This is a genomic window from Sphaerotilus sp., from assembly GCF_034519685.1.
Lineage (GTDB): Bacteria > Pseudomonadota > Gammaproteobacteria > Burkholderiales > Burkholderiaceae_C > Sphaerotilus.
Window position 1 is genome coordinate 2394992 of record NZ_JAXHOF010000006.1, and the last position, 19199, is coordinate 2414190.

The 19199-nt window shown below is 64.2% G+C and carries 13 protein-coding genes; 8 read left to right on the plus strand and 5 right to left on the minus strand.

What is annotated here, in order from left to right; genetic code table 11:
* Positions 1-66: 66 nt before the first annotated feature.
* The 3 genes from U5O44_RS21775 to U5O44_RS21785 all read left to right on the plus strand — a co-directional run bounded on the left by U5O44_RS21775 (position 67) and on the right by U5O44_RS21785 (position 5391).
* Positions 67-852 (plus strand): IclR family transcriptional regulator, encoded by a 786-nt coding sequence (locus U5O44_RS21775; RefSeq protein WP_322590466.1) that lies wholly within the window; start codon positions 67-69, stop codon positions 850-852.
* 922 nt (positions 853-1774) lie between these two features.
* Positions 1775-2788: an IS701 family transposase gene (locus U5O44_RS21780; RefSeq protein ID WP_322586630.1), complete on the plus strand. Its 1014-nt coding sequence runs from the start codon at positions 1775-1777 to the stop codon at positions 2786-2788.
* A gap of 98 nt (positions 2789-2886) precedes the next feature.
* Entirely contained in the window at positions 2887-5391 is a 2505-nt protein-coding gene (locus U5O44_RS21785) for a tetratricopeptide repeat protein (protein ID WP_322590467.1), read from the plus strand.
* A gap of 27 nt (positions 5392-5418) precedes the next feature.
* On the opposite strand, the gene U5O44_RS21790 is transcribed toward U5O44_RS21785, so the two are convergent.
* The 4 genes from U5O44_RS21790 to U5O44_RS21805 all read right to left on the minus strand — a co-directional run bounded on the left by U5O44_RS21790 (position 5419) and on the right by U5O44_RS21805 (position 11995).
* The gene (locus U5O44_RS21790; RefSeq protein WP_322590468.1) at positions 5419-6723 is read right to left on the minus strand and encodes a glycoside hydrolase family 125 protein; all 1305 of its coding nucleotides are present in this window, start codon (positions 6721-6723) and stop codon (positions 5419-5421) included.
* Between the two features lie 73 nt (positions 6724-6796).
* Positions 6797-8545, minus strand: a complete 1749-nt coding sequence (locus U5O44_RS21795; RefSeq protein WP_322588370.1) for an IS1634 family transposase — start codon at positions 8543-8545, stop codon at positions 6797-6799.
* Between the two features lie 171 nt (positions 8546-8716).
* Complete coding sequence (locus U5O44_RS21800) at positions 8717-11242, minus strand: EAL domain-containing protein (RefSeq protein WP_322590469.1); 2526 nt, start codon at positions 11240-11242, stop codon at positions 8717-8719.
* A 243-nt stretch (positions 11243-11485) separates the two neighbouring features.
* Entirely contained in the window at positions 11486-11995 is a 510-nt protein-coding gene (locus U5O44_RS21805) for a tellurite resistance TerB family protein (RefSeq protein ID WP_322590470.1), read from the minus strand.
* Between the two features lie 162 nt (positions 11996-12157).
* Between U5O44_RS21805 and U5O44_RS21810 the strand changes: the two genes are divergently transcribed.
* From U5O44_RS21810 to ribA, 4 genes are all read left to right on the plus strand, one after another.
* Positions 12158-12892: a glutathione S-transferase gene (locus U5O44_RS21810; RefSeq protein ID WP_322590471.1), complete on the plus strand. Its 735-nt coding sequence runs from the start codon at positions 12158-12160 to the stop codon at positions 12890-12892.
* Between the two features lie 70 nt (positions 12893-12962).
* Positions 12963-14204: an acyl-CoA dehydrogenase family protein gene (locus tag U5O44_RS21815; RefSeq protein WP_322590472.1), complete on the plus strand. Its 1242-nt coding sequence runs from the start codon at positions 12963-12965 to the stop codon at positions 14202-14204.
* A gap of 227 nt (positions 14205-14431) precedes the next feature.
* Positions 14432-15556 (plus strand): 4-hydroxyphenylpyruvate dioxygenase, encoded by a 1125-nt coding sequence (hppD, locus tag U5O44_RS21820; RefSeq protein WP_322590473.1) that lies wholly within the window; start codon positions 14432-14434, stop codon positions 15554-15556.
* A gap of 61 nt (positions 15557-15617) precedes the next feature.
* Positions 15618-16211, plus strand: coding sequence for a GTP cyclohydrolase II (gene ribA / locus U5O44_RS21825; protein WP_322590474.1), 594 nt, complete (start codon positions 15618-15620; stop codon positions 16209-16211).
* A gap of 15 nt (positions 16212-16226) precedes the next feature.
* On the opposite strand, the gene U5O44_RS21830 is transcribed toward ribA, so the two are convergent.
* Positions 16227-17366, minus strand: a complete 1140-nt coding sequence (locus U5O44_RS21830; protein WP_322590475.1) for a GAF domain-containing protein — start codon at positions 17364-17366, stop codon at positions 16227-16229.
* A 312-nt stretch (positions 17367-17678) separates the two neighbouring features.
* On the opposite strand from U5O44_RS21830, the gene exaC reads away from it, so the two are divergent.
* A complete protein-coding gene (exaC, locus tag U5O44_RS21835) occupies positions 17679-19199 on the plus strand; it encodes an acetaldehyde dehydrogenase ExaC (RefSeq protein ID WP_322590476.1) in 1521 nt (506 codons plus the stop codon).

The following is a 19199-nucleotide window of genomic DNA, read 5'->3' on the forward strand; positions in this document are numbered from 1 at the left end:
TCAGCCTGTTTGTTAATGTCTAATGCATTCGCATTAGTGAAAACCCTTGATCCATTGAGCTGCGCCATGGCCATGTCTGAACCGTCTCCGTCCGAAGAATCCCCGTCCCGCGGCTCGCGTGGCATCCAGAGCATCGAGGTCGGCGGCCAGTTGCTGCACGCGCTCGCCCACGCCGGCCGCCCGCTGGCGCTGAAAGACCTCGCGCGCGAAGCCGACATGACGCCGGCGAAGGCGCACCCCTACCTCGTCAGCTTCGGCGCGGTCGGTCTGGTCGAGCAGGAGGCGGACACCGGCCGCTACGGGCTCGGACCGCTGGCGCTGCAGTTGGGGCTGATCGCGCTGCAGCAGGTCGATCCGGTGCGGCTCGCCTCGGCGGAGCTGCCGGCGCTGGCGCGCGAGGTGGGGCACACGGTGGCGATCGCCGTGTGGGGCAACCGGGGGCCGACCATCGTGCGGCTGGAGGAAGGGCCGCAGGCGGTCCACGTCAACATGCGGCACGGCACGGTGGTGTCGGTCGATGGCACGGCGTCTGGCCTGCTGTTCGCGGCGCACCGGTCGGCGGCGGAGGTCGAGGCGGTGCTGGCGGCGGAAGGCACGGGGCGCACGCTGGCCGATCTGGCGCCGCTGCTCGACCGGGTGCGGGCGCAGGGCTGGAGCGGCGCGGTCGATGGCTCGGTGCGCGGGGTCAGCGCGGTGGCGGCGCCGGTGTTCGACGGCTTCGGGCAGATGGTGCTGGCGCTGACGGCGATCGGGCCGAGTGCGACGCTGGAGGTGCGGGGGGAGGGGGAGGTGGTGCGGGGGTTGAGGGAGCGGGGGCGGGGGATTTCGGGGCGGTTGGGGTGGCGAGGGTGACCCGGCAGGGGGTCAAGCGGCTTTCACATCCCGTGTGATGCGCCGAGCCGCTTCACCGGGCCAGGGCTATCGCTTCTAAATGTCGCCGAAGCCATCGCTTGACGACACTCTCAGTGGCTGCTTTCAGCCTCTATATTGCGGAACACCTCAGAATGGCTTTCAACTTTTATCAAAAGTCGGTTCCGTGGCAAGGCCGCCTTCGACCGGCTGACGAAATGCGTGCAACGTTGCTCATTTTCAGTCAAGTTCTGTCAATTTAGATGCGATCTCCCTGTCCACCGGGCCGGCGCGACACAAGGCCTTGAGCAATTGTGTGCATGGCTCTACCGCATGACATCCGCATTGAAATTCCGCATCAATTGCTCGGACGTCGAGAGGTGATTGTCGTGTTCCTCGTCGATTGCAGGGGCGGTCGGTCTGCCGACGTACAGGTGCGTTCCGATAGACGAAAAACGTGCTGACGGCTATGCTGTCCAGCCGAATGGGTGTGGGCCTGGCGAGATCGATGCCAAAAATACCATGGCCCTGTGAATCTCCTCGCGTCAGTTGGATCGGGATCGAGAACCCCCATCGTCAATCCCACTCTGCGTTAACGCATGAGAAAAAACCTCGGGTGGCTTGAGAATGTATATATTTGTTAGGCATCAGACTTAAGTATCGCGATGCGCGTGCGATCAAAAGACACTCGGGCAGCGGGTCGCCAGCGAAAATATCCGCTACGAACAATTCCGCAAGTGTTTTTTCTTCTGAAATAGGACTTACGCAAAAGAAACTTTCAAACTCAACTGAGTTTTGAGTGCCATATTCTGATCCATGGATTGATCCGGCACCCGATGTGCACTGAAATATCTTGTTTCAACTGGCTGTTCGGATTCATTAAATATGCCTACAATTGGCTTGCCTCAACTCAACAGGAGCCATGATGAAGCCGACAAGACGCGACTACTGTCAGTTTCTGATCTCCACCCAGACCAACTATACCCAAACCTACTTCGCCGACCATCACCCGCATTTCTCGCATGACGCCATCAACCGTTACCTGCAAGACGAAAACATAACGCCTGCCATCGTCTGGGAGCAGGTGGAGAAATCCATCGAACCTGATCCGAACGCTTTCTTGCTGTTCGACGACAGCGTCTCGGACAAGAACCACTCCCATGCGATCGAGCTGGTGCGGCGGCAGTACAGCGGCAATGCCCATGGCCTGATCAAGGGCATCGGTGTGGTCAACTGCTTGTACGTCAACCCCCGCAGCGGTCGCTACTGGATCATCGACTGGCGAGTGTTCGCCCCGCAGGTGGACCACAAGACCAAGCTCCAGCACGTCCAGGAGATGTTCGACGAGGCCATGACGGGCAAGAAGCTGCCATTCCGCGTGGTGCTGATGGACTCCTGGTACGCCACCAAGGAGCTGATGGTGCACATCCATCGTGCGGGCAAGATCTTCTACTGCCCGCTCAAGAGCAATCGCCTGGTCGATGACAGTCAGGCGCAGGCGCCCTATCAGGCCGTCAGTGAGTTGCAGTGGAGCGACCAAGGCGCCGCGCACGGCAAGCTCGTCAAGGTGAACAAGTTTCCAGGCAGCCTCAAGGTCAAGCTGTTTCGGGTGGCGACGGGAAACGGTCGCACGGAATGGGTGGTGACCAATGATCTGGAACAGACTTCGGTGGACGACACGCGAGAGATCTGCGCGATCAGGTGGAAGATCGAGCAGTATCACCGGGAGGTCAAGCAGGTGCTGGGCATGGAGAAATGCCAGTGTCGATCTGCCAGGGCGCAGAGGAATCACATTGCCTGTGTCATCTTGGCGTGGAACCATCTGTCCGCGCTGGCCAGAGACATGAGGACGAATATCTACAGCATCAAGAAGGCGATGATGTCGAATTACATGCGGCAGGAAATAGCTCGACCGTCAGTGCCGATGGCGTACATTTGAGATGGCTACAAAAGTCCAAGCTCTGTGCTAACTGAGTTCAACTTGCGTAAGTCCTATGAAAAACTACGAAGCTATTCGATAAATGGAAGGAGCAAGAAATGAAGCAACGACTGAAAGCACTATGCGGTGAAGCGCATGCAATTAAATCTGCTGTCGAAAGACGCATGGCGTATGTTGCGATTGTACGCCTATTGCTGCAACATTCGGCGATATTGCTTGCCGAACGGATCGCCGCTCAGCGCATGAAGAGTGCTTCGCAGATGCTCTCCGCTAATCTACCAATATCGAGCCTTCGAGAACCAGCGGATGGCACACTTCTCGCTGCGCTGTGCGAAATGCTTGTGATAGCGGAGAACGAGGGATCGGCGGGAATCAGTAACCCGATTCTGAGAACAACCGTCAGCGATCGCCCCTGCTGGCGATTGCTTGAAACGAACGTGCCGTGCTCGGCCGAGCGTCTACTAAGCGCATTTGTTGACGTCCGCAACGATGGGGTCGAAGGTCATGGGCTCATAGGAAACAATGACCTTGAGGCTGAGGGAGATGCGTTGGAGTTAATTATAGAGGCGTGTCAGCAAATTCTTCCCGTCATAGATACAAACGGGGAGACGCTTTGGACTCAGTTAGACGATGGAAGTAGATACGTTCTCAGAACGTTAAAAGCATACTCCGGAAATATATCCTGCTACAGAAGCATTAAGCGATTTACCACAGATCGCTGCCTCGTCAAAGCGCAAATTGAACGAGGCCTTTTCGAGCGAGAAGATGTTAGCTACGAAATCGAGGATCCGTTTATCTCAGTCCGATCGAGCGCCCTACCTGCGTATTCGATAGTGTCCACCGCTACCAAGGACTGGTCGCCAATAACTCTTTTGCCAGAAAGACTAACAAAACAGTTTACCGGTCGCGAGCGGGAGTTAGAGGAGTTGAGAGACTGGCTGGATGATAGCGAGTCCCGCGCGTGTATGCTATTTGGCGATGGCGGGATTGGGAAAACTACTCTTGCTGTGGAGTTCATGCACCGGTTGCTCGATGGAACAATAAAAACATCCTACAAACCAGAGCTGATAACATTCTATACAGCGAAGAAGACTCGCTGGGGACTTAACGGCCTAGAGCTGATAAGGATTGCCGACGTAGGGGTAGCCGATGTTGCGACGCTGATTCCGCGCGCACTAGACGGCAAGCCGCTCGATCGTTCTTGGTACGTGAAGGATGCAGATGCGGTCATCCATAAACTCGCTACGTACCTTGCCAAAGATTGGGGGGTGAGTAGAAATAATCATCTTCTGATACTTGATAATACAGAGACAATGGCTTCTAACGCGGAAGAAGTCAAGACGCTAGCTAGACAAATGCGGGAACTGTCTCGACGCGTCGGGCGCATTCTTCTCACGTCACGAAGGCGCGAAGCGATTGAGGCTAATCAAGTCGAAATCAAGCCACTATCGGAACCCGAGTCGGTTAAGTTTTTGCGGGCACGCGCCAAGGTTTTGGATAGAAAGCCGATTTTGATGGCCGGTGATTCTACACTCACCAAATATTCTCGGAATTTAGGTTGTAAGCCGCTAGTCTTAGAAGTGTTTGTAGGCGCACTCGGCGAGAGCGGGATAGGCTTGGAAAGTGCGTACCAGCGCGTGCAACGGATGCACACCCAAGATTTGGGGGAGTTCCTGTATGCAGATGCTTGGAACCGAACTTCGCATCCAATGCAGTATCTTCTTCTTCTGATGACCCGGGTTTCTGAGATACATGACGATACATTATTAAAACTTTGCTGTGGGCAAGTTGGAATCTCAGTATTGTCGGCCTATGATGCTTTGGAAGAGAGTCGTGGAATAGCGCAGATATCGCGATACCAGGATGATACGCAGATTCTTTTCTCTTCAGAGTTCTTGAAATTCTGTGCGCAGAAAGAAATGGTTGTTGATGGCAAAATCGTTCCAAATTCTGCGAGCGTGGAGAAAGTCAAGAGTAGATATGCAGAGTTTCTAAAGAGTAGATCTGCAAAAGTATCTGACCGGATCGATCGAGCCTATCGCCATGCTTATGCCCGAGCAGCCAATACAGCATATCGCGAGGGAAGGGACGAGGATTGCGAGGCTTTCTATGAGTTGGCGCTAAGCGCAGACCCTGACAATGGATGGCTCTACGATAGATATGCGGTATTTCTCTCTTCAAAGTACCCGGCGCGCCGAGCGGAGGCATTGGACTGGGCGAAGAAGTCGACTCATCTAATACCCAATGATGGCGACGCTTGGTATACCCGAGGAATTTTGGAGGCGAAACTGCGCATTGCTGCAAGCATCGACTCACTAGATCGTGCAGCGGCCAATGGCAAACCAAAACATCTTTGCCTACTCCAGCAAGCTCGTGCCTACTTGGCTGAAGTTCCGCCGAATAAGGCGCTTGCGCGCGCGACGCTGACTGCCTCTATGCAAAACGAACCAAAGAGTGGTGACCCCCTTCTGTGGAAGTACCGCTCCGAGCGCGCCGGTCTTGAAAGAGCCGCCGCCGAGAGTGATGCCCATTCTGGAGCAGATTCCGGCGGGGATGCGATACGGAGAGCGACCTCTGGGACGCATAGCAGGAAGAGCCATTGATATCTGAAGCACAAGACGCGGCACGCCCTAAACTGAAGCGCCACACCGCAACAAATCCGGCCGCTGCGCCTCGATATTCAGCACCAACTCCCCAAACAACGAATTCGCCCAAGCAAACCAAGGCCGAGTGAACCGCCGCACATCGTCCTGGTGAAACGACTCGTGCATGAACCCGGTCCCGGCATGGCTGGCCTTGAGCATCGCCAGACAGCGCAGGATCTCGGCGTCGTCCGTGCTGGTCATCGCCTGCATCGTCAGCGCGATCGGCCAGATCATCCCCAGCCCGCAATGCGGCCCGCCGATCCCGCACCCCGCCCGGCCGCGGAAGAAAAACGGGTTGTCCTCGCTTAGCACGAAGGCGCGCGTGGCCCGGTACCGCGGGTCGTCCACCGACAGGCAGCCCAGGTAGGGCAGCGACAGCAGGCTCGGCACGTTCGCGTCGTCCATGTACAGCGCATTGCCGTAGCCGTCGATTTCATACGGCAACACCCCTGACCCCGGCAGCGCCGCCGCCACCTCATCGGCCAGCCCCCGCGCCGACTCGGCCAGCGCCGCCCGCCCGAGCGCCGTGGCCAGCGCATCAAGCTGGCGCAGCGCGGTCACGGCCATGAAGTTCGCGGGGATCAGATACGGGTACTGGCAGGCATCGTCCGACGGCCGGAACCCGGAGCGGATCAGCCCGTTCGGCCGCGCCGGCCAGCCCTCGCCGTCGAAGGGCAGCGTGTCGGTCGGGCTGAGCGCCCGGCGCTGGAAGCGGTAGGGGCCGGGGCCGTCGCGGCGCTGCTGCTCGCGCATCGTCTGTAGCACCCGCGCCATCGCCCGCGCCCAGGTGTCGTCGAACGGCGATGTGTCCCCGCACGCCTGCCAGTAGCCGTGGCCCAGCCGGATCACGCTGCACAGCGAGTCCAGCTCCCACTTGCGCTCGTGCAGCTCGGGGCGCATCGCCGTGTGGTCGTCGGCCCAGTGGCTGCCTTCCTGGCCCTTGTTGAAGGCATTGGCGTACGGATCGATCAGCACGCAGTCCACCTGCCGGTTCACCACCCCGGCCAGCATCCGCTGCAGCCGCGGCTCGATGGGTGCCAGCGCGAGGTAGGGCCACACCTGCGCGGTCGAATCGCGCAGCCACATCGCGGGAATGTCGCCGGTGATGACGAAGGTGTCGGGTCGCTCGCCGTCCGTGAAATCGACGGTCGTGTCGAGCGTGTTGGGCAGCGCGTTGGCGAAGAGCTGGCCGAGTTCATCGTCCGCGATGCGGGCGCGCACGCGGTCGATTTCGGCCTCGACGGCGTCACTGGTGAAGCAGCGCTGGTGCAGCGGGGGGCGTTCGGTCACGACAAGCTCCCCCGAGTTCGACACCAACCGCTGTAAGTGCTTGATTCGCATAGGCTGCCCTCGCGAATTGCCACTACAGGAGGTTCAACTGGGTATCGCCGGGTGGTTTCTTGAGCCTCAATGCGGCCAGCAGCGTGGCCTGTTCGTCGTTGATGGTGGACACGCCGCTGATGGGCGCGCTGTCGTTGATGCAGACGGTCTGGCGCTGAATGCGCCGCAGCCGCGCCAGGGCGGTTTCCGGCGAGGCGGCATGCCCGGCGGCCTTGAGCCGCTGGCGCATGAGCCGGTACAGGATCAGCGCCATGAAGCAGAGGCTGGCGTGCGCCCGGATGCGCTCGGGCAGCCGGTGGTAGACCGGCGCGATCTCGATCTCGCTCTTGAGCACCCGGAAGCCCCGCTCGATGTCGGCCAGCGCCTTGTAGCGCTGCACCACCTCGGCAGGCTTCAAGTCGGCCACGTTGGTCACCAGCAGCAACTTGCCGTCCATCAATTCGGCGCGCGCGAGCGCCTGCGCGTCGATCTCGTAGCGGAACAGCTCGGACTTCAGGTCGACCCTGATGATGCGCGCGAGATGCGCGTCGGCCACCTCGTGGAAGAAGCGCGCCTTGGCACCCGAGTCCGACAGCGCCCGGCCACGGCTGCGCTGGCCATCGTCCTGCGCTGTGAGCTTGTCGGCGAGTGCCTGCGCCCGCGCGAGCAGCTCGGCGATGCGCGCCGTGCGCTTGGCCGACTGCTCGGCCGCCCGCTCGGGCTGGTGCGCCACCACCAGACGGCGCCCCAGCCAGCGGGCCTCGTCCACCGTCTCGTCCGCCGTGGCAGGCTGCCCCGCATCGCGCAGCACCTGCGCTTGCCGAGCCTGCGCGGTCACCTTGGCCTGGAAGTCCTGCAGCACCGACTCGAACTCGCCGTAGCGCCGCCCCGGCACCGCCAGGATGTACTCCAGCGTGCGCGGTCCATCGGGTCCGGCCGGCAGCTCCAGCGCTTCCAGCGCGTCGAGGTTGTCCAGCGACAGCAGCCCCCGGTCCGCCACCAGCACCAGACGGCGGATGTGCGGGAACCGCCCCAGCAGCCGCTCCAGCACCGGCAGCAGCGTCTGCGCCTCGCTGGCATTGCCGTCGAACACCTCGTGGTGGATCGGCAGGCCGTCGGCCGTCTGCACCACGCCCAGCAGGAACTGTCGCGCGATCACGCCTTCCTTGCTCATGCCGTGCTGGCGCACATCGTCAGGCTGTTCGCTCAGGCCGGCCGCACGGATGGTGGTCAGGTCGTATAACACCACCGACAGCGTCTCGTCGATGAGCGGACGCAACAGGTGCGCCACGCAGGCATCGACCTCACCCTGGTGGTCCATCAGCGCATCCATGGCGCGCAGCAGATGCTGATGGTTGAATCTGGAAGCGTCCACCCCGGGCAAGCTCACCGTCTGTGCCCAGCGCAGTACCCCGAGCTTGGAGTCGGCATCACACAGCCGGTTGAACACCATCATGCGGATGGCCTGTTCGATGGGGGTGGTGTAGCGGGCGCGCCGGAACACGCCGGCCAGCGCGTCGAAGCCGATCTCGCGCCAGAGCTGGTCGAGCGCCCACACGTCACCCAGGGCCAGGGCGGAGTCGAAGCGCACCTCGGGGGCCGAGGTATCGCGCCCGGCCAGGCCGCGCACCTTCAGCAGCGACTGCAGCAGCCGGTCGACCTGGCCGCCGTTCTCGTCGACGCGGCCGAGCGTCATGACGTTGCGCTGGCGGGGTTGGCCGTGTTCGTCGCGAAAGGACTCGACGAGCTGGGCGTAGCTGTGGCCCTTGGCGCGGGTGACCTTGATGAACATGGCCGGAGTGTAGTCCGGGATCGGGAAATAAGAAAACTACATCACATTCATGGGTTTAGACTACAAAACTCTGCAGCAAACCATGCCAAGTCCTTGATTCGTATGGGGTTGGGCTGGGTCGGAGGGCGGCAAAGTGTCGAACTCGGGAGCTCCGTCTCCGTCTTGAGGGGTTCACACGCCGCGCTGAAGGCCTGCGTCGAGCGCGTGTGTCGGGGTCTGCTGCGCCGACGTGCTGGTCTTCCAGGCCGTCAGCCACCGCACCACGTCCTTGGCCGGCATCGGCCGCGCCACCTGGTAGCCCTGGATCCTGTCGCATCCAGCGGCGGCCAGCAGCCAGGCCACATCACTCGTCTCGACGCCTTCCGCCACGGTGCGCAGTTTCAGGTTGTGGGCGAGCTGGACCACCGCCTGGACGATGGCCCGGTCTTCGGCGTCGTGTTCGGCGTTGACGATGAACGAGCGGTCGATCTTGACCGTGTCCACATTGAACCGGCGCAGATAGGACAGACCACAGTAGCCGGTGCCGAAATCATCGAGCGCGAGTGGTGTCCCCAGCGCCTTGAGCTGCCCGAGGGTCCGCAACGCCTCATCGGTGTGGCCGACCAGCACGGACTCGGTCAGCTCCAGCTCCAGTCCGCCCGGCGCCAGACCGCTGTCCGCCAATGCCTCCGCCACGTCCTGCGTCAAGTGCCCGGACCGGAACTGCACGGCCGACACGTTGACGGCCACCGTCATGTCATGCCAGCCGTCCGCCCGCCAGAGGCTCGCCTGTCGGCAGGCTTCGCGCAGCACCCAGCGCCCGATCGGCACGATCAGCCCGCTTTCCTCGGCCACGGCGATGAACTCGCCCGGCAGCGTCAGCCCACGCCCGGGTCGGTTCCAGCGGATCAGCGCTTCGAGGCCGGTGACACGCCGGGTGCGCAGGTCGATCTGGGGCTGGTAATGCAGCTCGAACTCGCCCTGTTCAAGCGCCTGGTGCAGCGCCGCGCGGGTCTGCGCATGGTCGATGACGCGGGTGTTCATCTGCTGCTCGAAGCGACAGAAGCGGTTCTCGCCGGACTTCTTGGCCTCGAACAGCGCGATGTCGGCGTGGCGCATCAGGGTTTCGCCGTCCAGGCCGTCGTCCGGGCTGGTGGCGACGCCGATCGAGAAGGAGGTGTGGAGCTGGCGGTCCGCCAGCCTGAACGGTGTGGACAGCTCCGACAGCAGGGCCTGGCAGTGGCGGGCCACCTGCTCGGGTTGGCCGACGCCGGGCAGGACCACCATGAACTCGTCGCCGGACAGCCGGCAGACCGTGCCGAAGGCGGCCACGCAGTCCGACAGCCGCGCCGCCACGCCCTTGAGCAGCGCGTCGCCGATGGGGTGGCCATGCGTGTCGTTGACGTGCTTGAACTTGTCCATGTCAAGGTAGAGCACGCTGACCGGGCTGTTCTGCCGCAAGCCCGCCGCGACCGCCTGGCTGAGCTGGCTGAGCCCCCGCACCCGGTTGGGCAGTCCGGTGAGCGCGTCATGGAAGGCCAGGAACTTGATGCGCCGACGGTCGTTTTCCTGCGTCTGGTGCCGGACCCGCAGATAGACCAGCGTCACGCACAGGATGGTCAGCACGTCAAAGCGGATGTAGTCCTGGGCGCTTCGCAGGGCTTGTCCCAGCGGGCCGCCGCGGGAGGTGATGACGTACAGCAGCATCGAGGCGCCGAACAGGTTGAACAGCCAGCGGATCACCTTCGCCTGTGGCACATCGGCCAGCGGGGTGCGCCAGGACGCGATCAGCCAGGTGGTGAGGATCACCAGGCCCATGACGCCGATGACCTGCCGGGCGATGATCTGGCAAGCCGGGAAGACCACGGCCGCGGCGGAGATCAGTGCCACCAGATTGCCGCCGCCCGCGATCCGGGCCCAGACACTTCGGCGGTCCAGTCCGTTCAGCACCCACGCCGACACGGTGAACAGCAGGTAGCCCAGCGAGCCCAGCCCCGAGAAGATCGGGATGATCCAGTCGGCGAGCCCGGGGACAAAATGGAGCAGCAGCTGCCCCTGGTAGGTGATTTCAAACCCGACGGCGGCCGCCAGCCAGCCCGCCACCAGCACGAGTTGCCAGTCGGCCGTCAGCACCAGGACCACCAGCAGCGTCAGCGCCACCGCGACCGTGACGGCTTCGCGCAGGATCTGGGCGTTCAGGTGGCGGAGATAGGCCTCGGGTGGCCAGGCGGTGACGAAGCTGGTCGGGACCGTCTCGTCCTGCAGCCGCACGAGCAGCCGCACCGTCTCCCCGGCGGCGATCGTCACGGGGAACACCGACTCGACGAACTGCCGCCCCGGGGGCGACTCCAACCGACCGAGACCGGCGAGCTGGTGCGCCATGACCTGGGTGCCTTCCGGGGTCATCAGGTAGAGCTGCACGTCGTCGATGCGCCAGGGGGACACGACGATCCAGCGGGTCACGGGCCTGTCCGACGGATTGCGCACCGACCCGGTCAGCCAGACCGTGCTGGCCACCCAGCTCGAATTGCGGTTCTCGACTGTGGCCGGTTGCCAGCCGTCCTGCTGCAGCACCGCCGAGAAGGGTGCGGTGGCGTCCGGGGCCTGCTTGAGCACCCGCAGGTGTTCGGTCAAGGCCATGGGCTCGCCGCCGAGGGTCAACTCCTGGGTGTCGGCACCGGGTGTGGCCTGCGCGGAGGGCGGGAACCACAATGCCACCAGCATCCACACGGCGAAGAGCGTGTGCCAGTGCCACCGAAGGCGGCGTCGTGGGAGAGCGGCCTGGCCGTGAAAGAGGGGGCGGGGAGGCAAGGCAGACACCGGGACAAGGTTGCGGCGACCAGGGCGTCGCCGGGATGCCGATTCTGCCGTATCGGTCGGTTCAAAAACAGAACGGCCCGCCTGCGAGGCGAGCCGTTTCGGACCAATGACCGCCGAGGCGGTCGGACCCGGGCAGAACGATCAGTTCAGCGACAGCTTGACCTGATGCCCCGGCTGGTTCTTCGGGTGGTTCTGGTTGGTGAAGACCGTGCGGTCCGCCTTGAGCATGATGACCTCGAAGAACGGCTGGAAGCGCGCTTCCGTGATGCCGAAGGCCTTCAGGAACTTGGCGAACATCTCCTGCTCTTCACGCTCCGGCTGGCCATCGGCCAGCGACGAGTCGATCAGGTTGATCATGATGCACATCTTCTGTGCGTCGGTCAGCAGCGGGGCGGCTTCGGCCAGGAAGGTGTCCAGCGAGTTCTTGCGGCGGTACTTCATCGCCGAGTCCAGCAGCGCCTGGTTCTGTGCGCCGACACCGATGGTGCCCTTGCCGTCGTCCTGGCCGCCCAGGACCGCCAGCAGGTGGCCGACCTCTTCGCTGTCCATCTCGCCGTCGGCGGACATCATGTAGATCAGCGAGGTGGTGAACGCCAGGTGCGGCGTCATCTTGTCGCCGGTGTCGCTCTTGAACATGTCGAACAGGCCCATGCGGGGAACTCCTTCAAAGGGGGTTGGGGTGAAAGGGTGCAATTCGAAGCCGTCTGACCGGGGCGCTGATGGAAAGTTCCCGTGGTGCAGGACGACTTTTGCGATCTGGGGTGGGTTGGCCAGAATGCAAGAGCGCCTCACCGAGTTCGATACAGTCCGCCCATGGCATATGAACTTCATTACTGGCCGACCCTTCAGGGTCGTGGCGAATTTGTGCGCTTGGCGCTGGAGGCGGCGGGAGCGCCGTACATCGACGTCGCCCGCGGTGACGAGGCGGCGGGGCAGGGCGTGCCGGCGATGCTGCGCCATCTGAAGGACACGAAGGCGGTCCAGCCGCCGTTCGCGCCACCGTTCCTCAAGGACGGCGCGGTCGTGATCGGGCAGACCGCGGTGATCCTGCAGTACCTGGCGCTGGAGTGGAAGCTGGTCGGGCGCAGCGAGCAGTCACGCACCTGGACCCAGCAGCTCCAGCTCACCATCGCCGACATGGTCAGCGAGGCCCACGACACGCACCATCCGATCGACGTCGGTCTGCACTACGAGGACCAGCAGCCTGAGGCACTGCGGCGCGCGCAGGCGTTCTGCAGCGCCCGCATGCCCAAGTACCTGCAGTGGTTCGAGCAGGTCGTCGCCCGCAACCCGGCGGGCACGCGCTTCCTGGTGGGCGGCAAGATGAGCTATGCCGACCTGTCGCTCTTTCAATTGATCGAAGGGCTGCGCTACGCCTTCCCGAAGGCGGCCGCCCGTGCGCTGGCCCGCACGCCGCTGATCGTGGACTTGCACGACCGCGTGGCCGAGGTGCCGCGCGTGGCGGCCTATCTGGCGAGCGCGCGGCGCATCCCGTTCAACGAGCAGGGGATCTTCCGCTGCTACCCGGAGCTGGACCTGGTCACCTAGGCGACCTCAGGGGGGCGGTGGCGGTGCTTCAATCACCGGCATTCCACCGCTGACCCGCAGGAGCCCAAGCATGAACCGGGAACTCTCCCCCAAGAGCCAAGACCTCGTCGACCGCGTCCAGGCGTTTTTCGACCAGCACATCACCCCGAACGAAGCGCGCTACGAGGCCGAGATGCACGCGCTGCGCGCGGCGGGCAATCCCTGGCAGGTCGTGCCGCTGATCGAGGAACTCAAGCCGATCGCCCGGGCCGCCGGCTTGTGGAACCTGTTCCTGCCGCACCCCTACAAGGGCGAGGGCGGTGTGTCGAACCTCGATTACGCGCCGCTGTGCGAACTCATGGGCCGCGTGGTGTGGTCGGGCGAGGTGTTCAACTGCTCGGCGCCGGACACCGGCAACATGGAGACCATCGAGCGCTACGGCACCGAGGCGCAGAAGCAGGCGTGGCTGGAGCCGCTGCTGGACGGCAAGATCCGCTCGGCCTTCCTGATGACCGAGCCGGCGGTGGCGTCCTCGGACGCGACGAACATCGAATGCTCGATCCGGCGCGAGGGCGACGAGTACGTCATCAACGGCCGCAAGTGGTACTCGTCGGGCGCCGGCCACCCGAACTGCGCCATCTTCATCGTGATGGGCAAGACCGACTTCGACGCACCGCGCCACCAACAGCAGTCGATGGTGCTGGTGCCGCGCGACACGCCGGGGGTGACGGTGCTGCGCCCGCTGAACGTGTTCGGCTACGACGACGCGCCGCACGGGCACATGGAGGTGCTGCTGGAGAACGTGCGTGTGCCGGTCGAGAACATCCTGCTCGGCGAGGGGCGTGGCTTCGAGATCGCGCAAGGCCGCCTCGGCCCGGGCCGCATCCACCACTGCATGCGCTCCATCGGCGCGGCCGAGCGGGCGCTGGAGCTGATGGTCGATCGGCTGTCCACCCGCATCGCCTTCGGCAAGCCGCTGTCGGCGCAGTCGATCTGGCACGAGCGCATCGCCGAGTCGCGCTGCATGATCGACCAGGCCCGCATGCTGACGATGAACGCCGCGCACAGGATGGACACCGTCGGCAACAAGGGCGCGAAGCAGGAGATCGCGATGATCAAGGTCGTCGCGCCGAACGTGTCGTGCAAGGTGGTGGACTGGGCGATCCAGGCCTATGGCGCGGCGGGGGTGAGCCAGGACACCTGGCTGGCCGAGATGTACGCCCACCAGCGCACGGTGCGGCTGGTGGACGGGCCGGACGAGGTCCACCGCAACGCGATCGCCAAGATCGAGATCGCCAAAAGAACTGTCGCGCGGGAGGCCAAGTCGGCATAGACTGCGCGAAGTTTTTCAGCGCCTCCCGGGCCTCTCCCGGGCGCCTCCCAAGCGATTGCCCCACTCCTTTCCATGACCACCGGCTTCCAGCTCGTTTACGGCGACCATCTCGCACGCAGTGTGCGGGGGGTGCCGTGCGCGCCGCCGGTGGGGTGCTGACCGTCTGACCGTCCGTCCGCATCCGAACCATGGTGCGGCTGCCCGTGTGCAGCCGCCAAGGAGCTTTCATGTCCGCTTCCGTTTCTTCCGCCTCGGCTTCCGCTGCCCCTGCCCCTGCATCTTCTGACCTGTTCGACAACCCGATGGGCCTGATGGGCTTCGAGTTCGTCGAGTTCGCCTCACCCACGCCCAACGTGCTGGAGCCGCTGTTCGAGCAGATGGGCTTCTCGCTCGTCGCGCGTCACCGCTCGAAGGACGTGGTGCTGTACCGCCAGGGCGAGATCAACTTCATCGTCAACCGCGAGCCGCGCAGCGCCGCTGGCTATTTCGCGGCCGAGCACGGCCCGTCCGCCTGCGGGCTGGCGTTCCGTGTCCGCGATTCACACCAGGCGTATGCCCGCGCGCTCGAACTGGGCGCGCAGCCGATCGAGATCCCGACCGGCCCGATGGAGCTGCGCCTGCCGGCGATCAAGGGCATTGGCGGCGCGCCGCTCTACCTGATCGACCGTTTCGAGGATGGCAAGTCGATCTATGACATCGACTTCGAGTTCCTCGACGGCGTCGAGCGCCGCCCGGTCGGCCACGGCCTGCGCCTCATCGACCACCTGACGCACAACGTCTACCGCGGCCGCATGGCGTTCTGGTCCGGTTTCTATGAGCGGCTGTTCAACTTCCGTGAGCTGCGCTATTTCGATATCCAGGGCGAGTACACCGGCCTGACCTCCAAGGCGATGACTGCGCCGGACGGCAAGATCCGCATCCCTCTGAACGAAGAGTCCTCGCGCGGCGCGGGCCAGATCGAGGAGTTCCTGATGCAGTTCAACGGCGAGGGCATCCAGCATGTGGCGCTGCTGACCGACAACCTGCCGGGCACGATCGACCGGCTGGCGCTGGCGGGGGTGCCGCTGATGACGGCGCCGAACGAGGCGTATTACGAGATGCTCGACGAGCGCCTGCCGGGCCACGGCCAGCCGGTGGCCGAATTGCAGACCCGCGGCATCCTGGTGGACGGCTCGACGACGGGCGGGCGTCCACGGCTGCTGCTGCAGATCTTCAGCCGGACGCTGCTCGGCCCGGTGTTCTTCGAGTTCATCCAGCGCAGCGGCGATGACGGTTTCGGCGAGGGCAACTTCAAGGCGCTGTTCGAGTCGCTGGAGCGCGACCAGGTGCGTCGCGGGGCGCTGCAGGTCTGAGCCTGTGCCCCGGTGAGCGTGCGCGACTGCATGGATCGGGGCCTCAGGCGACAATGTCGGGATGACTGACATCGACAAAGGCACCAGCGCGCGCCTGCCCACCCCGCACGGCGAGTTCACGATCACGTCGTATTTCGACCGCTCCACCGGCATCGAGCACCTGGCCCTGCACTGCGGCGACGTGTCGGGCGAGGAGCTTCTGGTGCGGGTCCACTCCGAATGCCTGACGGGCGACATCTTCGGCTCGCTGCGCTGCGACTGCGGCCCGCAGCTGCAGCTCGCGCTGGCCCGCATCGCCGACACCGGTCGCGGCATGTTGATCTACATGCGCGGCCACGAGGGGCGCGGCATCGGCATCGAGCAGAAGCTGCGCGCCTACAACCTGCAGGACCAGGGGCTTGACACGGTGGAGGCGAACCTGGCGCTGGGGCATCCGGCCGATTCACGCCGCTTCGAGGCCGCGGCGCAGATCCTGAAGGACATGGGCGTGCGCTCGGTCTGCCTGATGAGCAACAACCCGCTGAAGGTGCTGGCGCTGCAGGCGCAGGGCATCACCATCGTGCAGCGCGAGTCGCACGAGATCGACGCCAACCCCGAGAACGCCGCCTACCTCGGCACCAAGCGCGACAAGCTCGGGCACTTTCTGCGCGCCTGAACCCGTCGCGGTGGGTCAGCCCAGCGTGCGGCCGAGGCGGCGGTAGAGCGTCGTGCGGCTGATGCCTAGGCGCCGGGCCGCTTCCGACACATTGCCCTGACAGTCGGCCAGCAGGCGCTCGACATCCACCGAGGCCTCGGGCACCGGCGTCGGCGAGGGTGGCAGCACCGGGGCCTTCGCATTGGGCATCACCTCGATCCCGCCTCGTCCCGCCTCCAGCTGCACCCACAGCGTGGCGCCGGTGTGCTGGCGGACCTCGAACGGCCAGCCGTGGCTGGCGTGGCCGAGGGCGTGCAAGGTGTCGAGCGTCACGTCGAACAAGGCGTCCACGCGCAGCGCCGCGATGTCCTGCCGCGCCAGACCCAGCAGGTTCAGCCCGGTCATGTTCGCCCCGATCAGCCAGCCGTCGTCGGACAGCGCGATCAGGCCCTCGGTCAGGCCGGCGATGCCCTCGCGGTGCTTGTGCAGGCGCAGGCGCAGGCTGTCGCGGTGCCGCGTCTCGAACAGGCGGTGTTCCACCATGCGCGCCGCCGAGCGGGCCAGGCCGAGCGTGTGGCGATGGAACTGGCGGTGGTCGCTGGAGATGTCGATCGCGCCCAGCAGGGTGCCGCCCGGGTCGATGATCGGCGCCGCCGCGCAGGTCAGGAAGGCGTTGCGGTCCAGGTAATGCGCGCTGCCGTGGACCACCACGGGCTGCTCCTCGGCCAGCGCCGTGCCGATCGCATTGGTGCCGCGCCACTGCTCATGCCAGTTCGCGCCCGGCCGCAAGGCCACCCGCTCGGCCCGGTTGGCGAAACCGGTGTCGCCCAGCGTGTCGAGCAGCAGCCCCTGCGCATCCGAGAGCAGCACGATGCTGTCGCTGTCGCGGGTCTGCTCGTAGATGAACTCCATCGCGGGACGGGCGTGGGCGACCAGTTCGTGCTGCAGCTCGCGGGCCTGGGCGAGTTGTAGCGCCGAGGCGTGCGGAGTGCCCGAGGTGCGACCGACCGCGGTCAGCCCGGCCGCCTGGCTGCGCTGCCAGGAGCGGATCAGCGCGGGGTCGCAGGCCGCCAGATCCGGCGTGGCCTGCCCGTCCTCGACCAGGGCGCGGCGGGCTTCACGCAGGCGTGCGGCGTTCAGCGGCGGGAGGGTGGTGGGCTTGACGAGCTTGTTCACCGGGTTGCTCACTTGGTGTTTTCCCTTATGTTTGGCCATTCAGATCGTTGCTGCCTGGACCATCTCAAATTCGATCAATTGGTGGTACTGGCTGGAGAAAAACCGGCCATGTTGCTAAAAACCCTGACGTTCTGAGGCCTGCGGTGTCCCAGGTGTTCACCGGGCTTGGTGCAGTGAACAGGGTTCAAGCATGAATCACGCCATTCCGAGGCCGAACCCTGACCGGAGTGGGCGGAGCCTGAAAGCTGGCACGACCTTCGCGTATGGAGGGGAGTTCAATCCCCGTGATCGTCACACCGAAGGAGACATTCCATGATCTACGCGAATCCCAACACCCCCGAAGCCAAGGTCCAGTTCAAGGCCCGTTACGACAACTTCATCGGCGGCCAGTGGGTCGCGCCGGTGAGCGGCCAGTACTTCGACGTCATCACCCCGATCAACGGCAAGGTCTTCACGCAAGCCGCCCGTTCGAGCGAAGCCGACATCGAACTGGCGCTGGACGCCGCCCACGCCGCCAAGGCCGGCTGGGCCGCCACGCCGGCCGCCGTGCGCGCCAACATCCTGCTGAAGATCGCCGACCGCATCGAGCAGAACCTCGAAGCGCTGGCCTACGCCGAAACCGTGGACAACGGCAAGCCGATCCGCGAAACCCTGAACGCCGACATCCCGCTGACGGTCGACCATTTCCGCTACTTCGCCGGCTGCCTGCGTTCGCAGGAAGGCGCCCTGAGCGAGATCGACGGCGACACCATCGCCTACCACTACCACGAGCCGCTCGGCGTCGTCGGCCAGATCATTCCCTGGAACTTCCCGATCCTGATGGCGGCGTGGAAGCTGGCGCCGGCGCTGGGTGCGGGCAACTGCGTCGTGCTGAAGCCGGCTGAGTCGACCCCGATCAGCATCCTGGTGCTGGTCGAGCTGATCGCCGACCTGCTGCCCGCCGGCGTGCTGAACATCGTCAACGGCTACGGCCGCGAAGCCGGCATGCCGCTGGCCACCTCCAAGCGCATCGCCAAGATCGCCTTCACCGGCTCGACCGCCACCGGCCGCGTCATCGCCCAGGCCGCTGCCACCAACCTGATCCCGGCCACGCTGGAACTCGGTGGCAAGTCGCCCAACATCTTCTTCGAAGACATCATGGCGGCCGACGACGCCTTCTTCGACAAGGCGATCGAAGGTCTGGTGCTGTTCGCCTTCAACGGCGGTGAGGTCTGCACCTGCCCGTCGCGTGCGCTGATCCAGGAATCGATCTACGAGCCCTTCATGGCCCGTGTGCTGGAGCGTGTGGCCGCCATCAAGCAAGGCAACCCGCTCGACACCGACACCATGATCGGCGCGCAGGCCTCGGCCATGCAGATGGACAAGATCAGCTCCTACCTGGAAGTCGGCAAGGCCGAAGGCGCGCAAGTGCTGATCGGCGGCAACCGTGCGGAACTCGGCGGCGACCTGGCGGGTGGCTACTACATCCAGCCGACGCTGTTCAAGGGCCACAACGACATGCGCATCTTCCGCGAGGAAATCTTCGGCCCGGTGCTGGCCGTGACGACCTTCAAGGACGAAGCCGAAGCGCTGGCGATCGCCAACGACACCATCTACGGTCTGGGCGCCGGGGTGTGGAGCCGTGACGGCAACCGCGCCTACCGCATGGGCCGCGCCATCCAGGCCGGTCGCGTGTGGACCAACTGCTACCACGCCTACCCGGCGCACGCCGCCTTCGGTGGCTACAAGGAATCGGGCATCGGCCGCGAGACCCACAAGGTCATGCTGGACCACTACCAGCAGACGAAGAACCTGCTCGTCAGCTACTCGCCGAACAAGCTGGGCTTCTTCTGA